Here is a 2,122-nt window from a genome sequence, read left to right as displayed (position 1 = left end):
TCGTATCACCTATCTCGAGGAAGGTGATTGGGCCGTTCTGACCCGGAGCTCGATCGAGATTCGCGATGCCAAGGGCCGCCGCGCCAACCGCCCAGTAAAGACGATCCAGATCGACACCGCAAGTATCAGCAAGGACGGCCACAAGCATTTCATGGCCAAGGAGATTGCCGAGCAGCCGACGGTCATGGCCGAGGCGCTTGAACACTACCTGTCCGAGGATGCGACAGGGATTAACCTGCCGGAAAGCCTTGATTTTTCAAGGTACGAACGGATCACGATGGTGGCATGCGGCACCGCCTACTATGCCTGTCTGACTGCCAAATACTGGTTCGAACAACTCGCCCGGTTACCGGTCGAGGTGGATGTCGCCAGCGAGTATCGCTACCGCGAACCACCAGTTTCAAAAGGCACGATGGCGATGTTCGTCAGCCAGTCCGGAGAGACCGCCGACACCCTGGCGGCCCTTCGCTACGCTCGCGACAAGGCCGATACTGTGCTGTCGGTCGTGAATGTCCCCGAAAGCTCCATCGCGCGAGAAAGCGATGTCGCCTTGCCCATCCTTGCGGGGACAGAGATCGGCGTGGCTTCGACCAAAGCCTTCACCAACCAACTCACGGTTCTGGCGCTTTTGGCGCTGAAAGCGGCAAGGGACAGGGATCAGATCGACGCCGGGGCGCTGAGCGCAGGTCTGGCGGATCTGCGCACTCTGCCGGGCCTTCTGAACCTCGCCCTTGGCCAGAGCGAATCCATTGCCCGCATCGCCGCCAAGCTGGCCGAGGCACAGGACGTGCTGTTCCTCGGACGCGGCCAAATGTACCCCTTGGCGCTTGAAGGCGCGTTGAAACTAAAAGAAATCAGTTACATACATGCCGAAGGTTATGCGAGCGGAGAGCTGAAGCACGGCCCTATCGCGCTGGTCGACAAAGTCGTTCCGGTGATCGTCATGGCGCCACGCGACGCTCTGTTCGACAAGACCGTGTCGAACATGCAGGAGGTCATGGCCCGCAGCGGCAAGGTTCTGCTGATCACCGATGCAAAAGGCGCCAGGGAGGCGTCGGACGGTATCTGGGAGCTGATCCAGATGCCGGAGGTCCCGGCGATGTTCGCGCCCATCCTCTACGCGGTTCCGGCGCAGCTTCTGGCATATCATACCGCCATCGCCAAGGGCACCGATGTCGACCAGCCGCGCAACCTGGCAAAGTCCGTAACGGTCGAATGACCGCCGAGGAGGCACTGGCGGACCTGCGCGCCCGGGCGGAACCCGGCCGTGCAACGGCGATGGCCGCCTATCACAAGATCGACCGCCCCTATCTGGGGGTTGCCAATCCGCAGACCAACGACCTTGTTGCGAGTTGGCGCAAGCGGCTGAGCGTCGAGGAGCGCGTGGCCCTGTCTGCAGCCCTTTGGGCCACCAACATCTTCGAGGCCCGCCTTGCGGCGGCAAAACTGCTGACCCAAGCGCGGATTCGGCCCGACGAGGATGTCTGGCGTCTGATCGCCGGCTGGGTTCCTGATTTCGACAGCTGGGCGATTGCGGATCATGCCTGCATGGCCGGGATGAAACGGTTGGTCGCCGATCCCTCAAGGATTGATGAGGTCGAGGAATGGACACGGTCCGACCATATGTGGACGCGTCGGGCGGCGCTGGTCATCACGCTACCCTGGACCAAGCAGAACCACCCCAAACCGGCGGATGAGGCGATCCGCGACCGCGTGCTTGGCTGGGCGGCGGGCTATGTCGGAGACCCGGATTGGTTCATTCAGAAGGCCGTCGCATGGTGGATCCGGGACTTGTCGAAACATGATGCAACCCGCGCCAGGTCATTTCTTGAAACTCACGGTCCATTGATGAAACCTTTCGCGCGCAAGGAAGCGGCCCGGCATCTGTCCGCCCCGCCCCCTTCATCTGTTTGAAAATATCCCCGCCGTAGGCCATGATTTTCCTCGAAAATCAAGATTTCGTCAGCGTCCGCGCAGTTCCCGGCGCATGATCTTGCCGGTCGCGGTCATCGGCAGCGCATCGACCCTTTCAATCATCCGGGGGGCGACATGCGGGCTGATCCTGGCGCGCACCCGTGCGATGAGCGCGGCTTCCAGCCCTTCCCACGCGGCACCCTCGCGC

The 2,122-nt window shown here is 61.9% G+C and carries 3 protein-coding genes; 2 read left to right on the top strand and 1 reads right to left on the bottom strand.

Annotation, left to right across the window (positions count from 1 at the left end):
• The coding region (glmS, locus tag WBB85_RS08575) for a glutamine--fructose-6-phosphate transaminase (isomerizing) (RefSeq protein WP_432638204.1) at positions 1-1,219 on the top strand (1,219 nt) is incomplete at its 5' end.
• Positions 1,216-1,914, top strand: coding sequence for a DNA alkylation repair protein (locus tag WBB85_RS08570; RefSeq protein ID WP_432638203.1), 699 nt, complete (start codon positions 1,216-1,218; stop codon positions 1,912-1,914). The genes glmS and WBB85_RS08570, both read left to right, overlap by 4 nt.
• 48 nt (positions 1,915-1,962) lie before the next feature.
• Here the strand turns inward: WBB85_RS08570 and WBB85_RS08565 are convergent, their stop codons facing one another.
• Positions 1,963-2,097, bottom strand: a complete 135-nt coding sequence (locus WBB85_RS08565) for an AMP-binding enzyme (RefSeq protein WP_432638205.1) — start codon at positions 2,095-2,097, stop codon at positions 1,963-1,965.
• Between the last annotated feature and the right edge of the window lie 25 nt (positions 2,098-2,122).

Source organism: Albidovulum sp. (assembly GCF_049646345.1).
In the GTDB taxonomy this organism is placed as follows: domain Bacteria; phylum Pseudomonadota; class Alphaproteobacteria; order Rhodobacterales; family Rhodobacteraceae; genus Albidovulum.
This window is presented reverse-complemented; position numbering and strand designations above follow the sequence as displayed.